The following is a 6,705-nucleotide window of genomic DNA, read 5'->3' on the forward strand; positions in this document are numbered from 1 at the left end:
GCTCAGAAGAGCGCGTCCTGCTCCACGCCGGCACCCGTCCCGCCCGGCGCGCTGACGGGCGAGGCGCTCGCCGTCCCCGCCTCTGCCGGATCGGCCCGGGTCAGGTCCCAGCCCTCCAGCAGGCCGGTGTCGACCAGAAGCAAGCCGCCCGCCGTCGCGACCCCCGTCGCCGCGACACCCGGCGCACTCAAGTACACATCCCGCCCGATCCGACACATCACCTCGCCCGTGACAGTCGTCCCTGGCCGCAGCGGATCGAGCTGCCGCGCCGGCGCCAACCCGCCCTCGGGCAGCCCGTATGTAGGGGTATGGTCCAGCGCCGAGGTCGGCGCCCACGCCTGCCCCGGCGGCCAGTCCAGCCCGGCCGCCTTCCCGACGACGGCGGAAAGCTCGGCCGCGCGCGACGCCGGCGTCCCCGGCGCCCACCGGGCCGCCCGCTTGCGCGCGGTGTGCACCTGCTGCGGCAGGCCGAGCGCCGCGGTGAGCAGGGCCTCGCACCGCCGGGCCGAGACCAGCGTGCCCGCCGAGAGGAACAGCGACGACAGCGCGCCCTGCTCCAGGAGGCGGGCAGGCCCACGCGCCGAGGCGGTGATGCCGGCCTTGATCACGCTGCCGTGGTGGGCGAGGTACACGCGGAACTCCCGCGGGTCGTCCAGCGCGGTGTCGGTCGCGACGGACCGGGTGCGGGCGATCGCGGCGCACGACTCGCACTGGCCCGACTTCGCCGCGGGGTCGATCCGCGCCCCCGCGACGCACGGCACGCGGCGCCCGTCCCACCACAGCCCGAGGCACCGCCGGTCGGCGCCGACCCGCAGCCCGAGCCGCGCCCCGACGTCCAGCGCGCTGCGCCGGGTCGCGCCGGCGGGGGAGAGCCACTCCAGCGCCGCGGCGCCGTCGGCCCAGTTCAGACCGGTCGGCCGCCAGGCGGGCGGGGTGGTGCTCGGCGTGGTGCGTTCGTCGGACACGGCACGACTCTAGAGCCACCCGACAAGCCGATTGCCGGCTCCCGGTACACGATGGATTTCTTGGAACGGCCCGAGGGGAGTCGAGGATGACGACGATCGTCGTGCTGGGCGGCACCGGCACCATCGGCACCCAGGTGGTCCGGCTCCTGCGGGCGCGGGGCGACGACGTCCGCGTCGCGTCGCGCGCGAGCGGCGTCGACCTGGTCACGGGGCAGGGCCTGCGCGAGGCGCTGGACGGCGCCCAGGTCGTGGTCGACACCGCCAAGCCCGGCTCGCTGGACCCCGCCCGGATCGGTGAGTTCTTCGACCGGGCCGGGGAGAACGTCACGCGGTACGAGGGCGAGGCGGGCGTGCGGCACCACGTCATGCTGTCCATCGTCGGGTCGGACCGGGCGCCCGACGTCCCGTTCTACGCGGCCAAGGTGCGGCTGGAGGACGCCGTCCGCGGCGGCTACGCGCACTGCACCATCCTGCACGCGACCCAGTTCTTCGAGTTCGCGCCGGCCATCGCCCGGGCCTCGACGGCGCCGGAGGGCGGGCCCGCCCTGATCGCCCCGCTGCTGGTGCAGCCGGTCGCGGGGTCGGACGTCGCCGCCGAGCTCGTCCGGCTCGTGAGCGCGCCGCCGGGCATGACCGACCTCGACCTGGCGGGCCCCGACCAGTACGAGCTCGACACGTTCGTGCGCGTGGCGCTGTCCCGGCTGGGCGCGTCCCACGCCGTCGTCCGCGACCCGGATGCCACCTACTTCGGCGGCGTGGTCGACCGCCGCGCGCTCCTGCCCGGTCCCGACGCCCGCATCGCGCCGACGGCGCTGCGGGACTGGCCGGCCGGGGCCGAGCGACCCGCCCACCTGGCCGCCCACGGCTGAGGTCGGCCGGTCACCACTCGCCGCCCAGCGGGTGGTCCTCGTCGGCGAAGATCCCCGCGAGAATCCTGTCGCGCTCCGGCTCCGGCGGTGCGACGCCGTCGCGCTCGGTCGCCCGGCGCACCGCGTCGTCCTGCGGGTGGAAGCCGATCGCGTGCCCGGGGCCGAGCGGGAACCAGCCCGGCCCGTTGTCGGAGACGCCCCAGACCACGTGGTGCCCGGGCCGGTCGAGCGCGGCCACGGCCTCGACCAGCCGGGCGGCGTCGGCGGGGGAGAGCCACAGGGCGACCGAGTGGCCCCCCGCGACGTCGGTGCTGAATGCGCAGATCCGCGCGCTCACCACGGTCATGCCGAACCGGTCGGCGTAGACGCTGCCCAGGGCCTCGCCGGCGGCCTTGCTCATGCCGTAGAACGTGTCGGGCCGCGGGTGCAGCTCGTCGACGGCGCCGGCCTCGGCGGGCGTCGCGTACCCCACCGCGTGGATCGAGCTCGCGAACAGCACGCGCGGCACGCCCGCGACGTGCGCCGCCTCCAGCGTCCGCTGGGTGCCGTCGATGTTCACGGCGATGATCTCGGGCCACGGCCGCTCCCAGGGATGGGCCGCGAGGTGCACCACCAGGTCCGCTCCCCGGAACGCCTCGTCCAGGGCGCCCGTCTCGGTGATGTCAGCCGCGAACCACCGGTCCCGCTCGTCGCGCTCGGCGGGCACCTCCCGGTCCAGCAGCCGCAGCTCCCGCCCCGCTCGTCGCAGGAGCGGGGTGATCGCGCGGCCGATCCGGCCCGCCGCCCCGGTGATCGCGATCACCTGTGGTGCGTCGTTCGACATGCTCGGGCTCCCTCGTCCGGTCGGTGTCCTGACGAGAGGGTAGGGGAATTGGCGGCGGACGACCGCGACGACCTGTGGTGACACACGCCGGGGCGGCACGGGAGCAGCACGTGGGCAGCGCGAGGCCGGCACGGTTGCGGCACGGGAGAATGGCCGCATGAGCACCTCGCGCCGCGCCGCACACCCGCACCCGGACCCGCACTCCGACCCCGCGACGCTCACCCCCGAGGAGCGGGAGGACTTCGCCGAGCGCCTGCGCGAGCGCGTCTACGTCACGTTCGCCTCGCTCGCCGTCATCCTCACCCTGCTGGCCCACGCGCACGGGCTCGGCGCCGGGACCGCCGCGGCGTCGCTGACCATCACCGCCGTCGGCACCGTGGCCGCCGCCTGGCTCGCCGAGCTCATCTCCCACCTCGCCGCGCACGGCGGGTTCCCCGACCGGCACCACCTCGGCGCCATGACCCGGACCAGCGGCGGCGCCCTCCTGACGCTCGTCATCCCGCTGCTCGCCCTGGCCGCCGCCGGCCTCGGCTGGTGGGAGGTCACCACCGCGCTGCGCGTGGGCGTCGGCGTGCTCATCGCCACCCTGGTGCTCATCGCCTGGCTCGGCATCCGCCGCACCAAGCTGCCGTGGCTCGCCCGCATCCTGGCGCTCGGCGTGCTCGCGGCGCTCGCGGTCGGCGTGGTGGGGCTCAAGCTGCTCGCGCACGGCTGAGGCGGTCCGGGCGGGGACGACGGCGTCCCGCGGCGTCGGCCCGCGACGGCGATACCTGCCGCCGGATCCTGTGCCCGAGTCGATCACTTTCGGACATCTTGTTGACGTGAACATTTCGCGGGTGCCAGCCTGTTGCGCGGCGGTCCCGCAGGGCCCGCCGGAACGCAGGGTCGCGTTCCGCGAGGCCGGCGCCGTCCGTCCTCGTGCGTCCACAGACTTCGAGGATGAAGGAGACGGACATGGGACTTCGCCGCGCTCGGCGCACCAGCCCCTCCGCATTACCAGCTCGCCCGGCACCGTCGCGTTCGGTACCCGTTCGCCCGGCGCTTGCCGTCGCCCTGGCCGCGACGCTCGCCCTCCCGGCGCTGCCCGCCGTCGCGCAGACGGCCGTGCGCGACGCCGCGCCGGCGGCCGTACCTGCCGCCGCCGCACCTGCCGCGGCGTCCGACGCCGCACCCGGGGCAGCGGCCGACGCCTACACCACCTACCCGCCCATCCTCGACCCCGGCTCGGGCGCCGCCGACTACTTCACGCCGTCCTGGCTCGACACCGCCGGCAACCACATCCAGGCCCACGGCGGCCAGGTCGTGTCGGTCTCGGCCGAGGCACTTGGCGTCGACGCCGGGTCCGTCGTCCAGGGCCAGGAGGCGGGGCAGACCGTCTACTACTGGTACGGCGAGGACCGCAGCAACGGCTACTACGGAAGCCCGGGCGTGCACGCGTACAAGTCGTACGACACGAGGAACTGGACCGACGAGGGCGTCGTCCTGCGCTCGGTGTCGAACGCGGCGGAGCTGGAGTCGGACTACTTCGACGCCCTCTACGACACGGTCGACGACGCCGGCGAGCCCCGCGTGGACCGCATCGCCGAGGTGAACTACCACCTGAACACCAACGAGGCCGCCGACTACACGACGATCTTCGAGCGCCCCAAGGTCCTGTTCAACGAGCGGACGAACCAGTGGGTGCTGTGGTGGCACTCCGACGGGCAGCGCACCGTGGGCGGCAGCATGTACGCGCGCTCGATGGCGGGCGTCGCGGTCTCGGACAGCCCCACCGGGCCGTTCAAGATGACGGGCGTGTACCGGATGCCGAACCGGACCAACTACCAGGCGTGCATCTCCGCCGCGGTGCCCGGGCAGGCGCGGGACATGACGGTGTTCCAGGACGACGACGGCACGGCATACATCGTCTACTCCTCCGAGGAGAACCGATCCCTCTACATCGCCGAGCTCGACGCCGACTACACGAACGTCACGCACACCACCGACGTCGACATGGCGGACGCCGGGCAGTACTCGGAGGACGGCCGCTTCCCGTACCTGTTCGCGGACGGCACCGCCGCCGCGCCGGTGCGCGGCGAGGACTTCCAGATCGTCAAGGAGTGCGGCGTGCTGGAGGCACCCGCGCTGTTCCAGCACGGCGGCAAGTACTACGCGGTGGCCTCCGGCGCGACGGGCTGGGCCCCGAACCCGCAGACCTACTACACGGCCGACAGCATCCTGGGCTCCTGGATCCGCGGCGTCGAGGCGGGCGACCCGCACGAGAACGTCGCCTACAACGCGATCCCCGAGGGTGGCGACGGCCTGCTGTCCGTCGGCGACACGCGCCGCACCACCTTCGGCTCGCAGTCGACCAACGTGCTCGACCTCGGCGGCGGCCGGTTCGTCTACATGGGGGACCGGTGGAACGCCGGGGCCGCGAACTCGAACTACGTCTGGCTCCCGGTCACGATCGGCGAGAACGGCCGCGCCGAGATGCGCAACCCCGCCACCGAGGACCCGGCGCGCTGGGGCGCCGGCTGGGACGAGAGCTACTGGGACGACAAGGGCACGGGCACGGAGATCTGGCGCGTGGTCGAGGACGGCGTGCCCGACCAGGTCGCGCCCGGCGTGGACTTCGGCGCCACCCTGCCCGACGCCGTCCCGGTCGAGGTCGATGGCGTCACGACGGACGTCGCGGTGACCTGGAGCGCGACGTCGTTCGACGAGCGCGGCACGCAGACGATCACCGGCACGCTCGCCGCCGGCGACGGGTTCACCGCGGGCCGCACCTTCACGCGCACCGTCGAGGTGCACGAGGACGGCGTCGCCAACCTCGCGCCCGGCGCGTCCGTGGCGGCGTCCAGCCGGGCGAACCTCGCGCCGACCGTGGTCGACGGCAACGTCAAGGGCAAGGGCTGGGACGACTGGACGTCGTCGGGCTACCCGCGCAACAGCTGGCTGTCGTTCACCTGGCCGCTCACGCAGGACCTGACCGAGGTGGTGGTGCACACCTACAAGGACGGTTCGGGCGCGACCTGGCCGTCCACGGTCGTGGCGGAGTACCTGGACGCGTCGGGCGCGTGGACGACGACGGACGTCAGCGTCGACCTCGCCCAGGACGTGGCGTCGTCCGCCCCGGTCGCGACCCTCGACGTCTCGGACCTGCCGCGCACGAACGGCCTGCGCCTGCGGCTGACGACGGCGACCAACACGTGGCAGTCCGTCTCGGAGGTGCAGGTCTGGGGAGTGGACGACGTCGAGGACCTCTGCCGCGCCGACGGCACCACTGTCTCGGCGAGCTTCCACCAGACGGAGTGGGAGACCCTGCCGGCGGCCAACGCGTGCGACGGGAACGCGGCGACGTCCTGGTCCACGTGGTCCGGGAGCGCCGGCCGGGACGAGGTGACGTTCACGGTCGAGCCGGGTCAGCCGCGCGCCGTGGACCGGATCGGCTTCACGAGCACCGAGGGCACGATCGCGCACGTGGGTGTCGAGTACCGCGACGCCACGGGCACGTGGCACCCGACCACGGCCCAGGACGTGGTGCCGGGCGCGACCGGGACGCCGGTGTCGGTGGAGTTCGAGCCGGTCTGGGCGTCGGCCGTGCGGCTGACGTTCGCGACGCCCGGCTCGTACCTCAAGATCCCGGCGCTGGGGGTCGGGGCGCGCACCACCGCCGTCGTGCCCGAGGTGGCGGCGCGGTGCGTCGGACCCGACAAGGCCCAGCTCGTGACCACGGTGCGGAACCTCGGTGACCGGAAGGCGGACATCGAGATCCGGACGCCGTTCGGCACGCGCGTGGTGCGCGACGTCGCGCCCGGGCGTACCGGGTCGGCCGTGGTCAGCACGAAGTCCACGGCGCTGGAGGCGGGAAGCGTCACCGTCTCGACGCTCGGCGGGTCCGGCCTGACGGCGGGCTACGCGGCGGCGGACTGCGCGTGACGGTTGGGGTTGATGGCTGAGCCTGACGGCTGCTGACGGCTCGGCCGACGGCGTCTGCTGACGGCTTGGCCTGACTCGCAGCTCACCTTTGAGGCCCGGGTTTCTTCGCTTTCGGACAGTCGAAAGC

At 74.2% G+C, this 6,705-nt stretch carries 5 protein-coding genes; 3 read left to right on the top strand and 2 right to left on the bottom strand.

Features of this window, described 5'->3' with window-relative positions:
- Window positions 1-2: 2 nt before the first annotated feature.
- A complete protein-coding gene (locus ACFWEJ_RS08295; protein ID WP_377228723.1) occupies window positions 3-965 on the bottom strand; it encodes a DUF2797 domain-containing protein in 963 nt (320 codons plus the stop codon).
- An 86-nt stretch (window positions 966-1,051) separates the two neighbouring features.
- On the opposite strand from ACFWEJ_RS08295, the gene ACFWEJ_RS08300 reads away from it, so the two are divergent.
- Window positions 1,052-1,834, top strand: coding sequence for an SDR family oxidoreductase (locus ACFWEJ_RS08300; protein ID WP_377228724.1), 783 nt, complete (start codon window positions 1,052-1,054; stop codon window positions 1,832-1,834).
- Between the two features lie 10 nt (window positions 1,835-1,844).
- Here the strand turns inward: ACFWEJ_RS08300 and ACFWEJ_RS08305 are convergent, their stop codons facing one another.
- Window positions 1,845-2,657: an NAD-dependent epimerase/dehydratase family protein gene (locus ACFWEJ_RS08305; RefSeq protein WP_377228725.1), complete on the bottom strand. Its 813-nt coding sequence runs from the start codon at window positions 2,655-2,657 to the stop codon at window positions 1,845-1,847.
- 157 nt (window positions 2,658-2,814) lie between these two features.
- Here ACFWEJ_RS08305 and ACFWEJ_RS08310 point away from each other — a divergent pair, with 157 nt between their 5' ends.
- Together ACFWEJ_RS08310 and ACFWEJ_RS08315 are read left to right on the top strand one after the other, a co-directional pair.
- On the top strand, window positions 2,815-3,372 hold the full coding sequence (locus ACFWEJ_RS08310; protein ID WP_377228726.1) for a hypothetical protein: 558 nt from the start codon (window positions 2,815-2,817) through the stop codon (window positions 3,370-3,372).
- A 239-nt stretch (window positions 3,373-3,611) separates the two neighbouring features.
- Entirely contained in the window at window positions 3,612-6,578 is a 2,967-nt protein-coding gene (locus ACFWEJ_RS08315; protein WP_377228727.1) for a discoidin domain-containing protein, read from the top strand.
- Window positions 6,579-6,705: the final 127 nt, after the last annotated feature.

This window comes from Promicromonospora sp. NPDC060204 (assembly GCF_042728455.1).
Taxonomy (GTDB): Bacteria; Actinomycetota; Actinomycetes; order Actinomycetales; family Cellulomonadaceae; genus Promicromonospora.

Coding starts and splice junctions, on each gene's coding strand:
- ACFWEJ_RS08315 (WP_377228727.1), top strand. CDS start 3,612: ATGGGACTTCGCCGCGCTCGGCGCACCAGCCCCTCCGCATTACCAGCT.
- ACFWEJ_RS08310 (WP_377228726.1), top strand. CDS start 2,815: ATGAGCACCTCGCGCCGCGCCGCACACCCGCACCCGGACCCGCACTCC.
- ACFWEJ_RS08300 (WP_377228724.1), top strand. CDS start 1,052: ATGACGACGATCGTCGTGCTGGGCGGCACCGGCACCATCGGCACCCAG.
- ACFWEJ_RS08305 (WP_377228725.1), bottom strand. CDS start 2,657: ATGTCGAACGACGCACCACAGGTGATCGCGATCACCGGGGCGGCGGGC.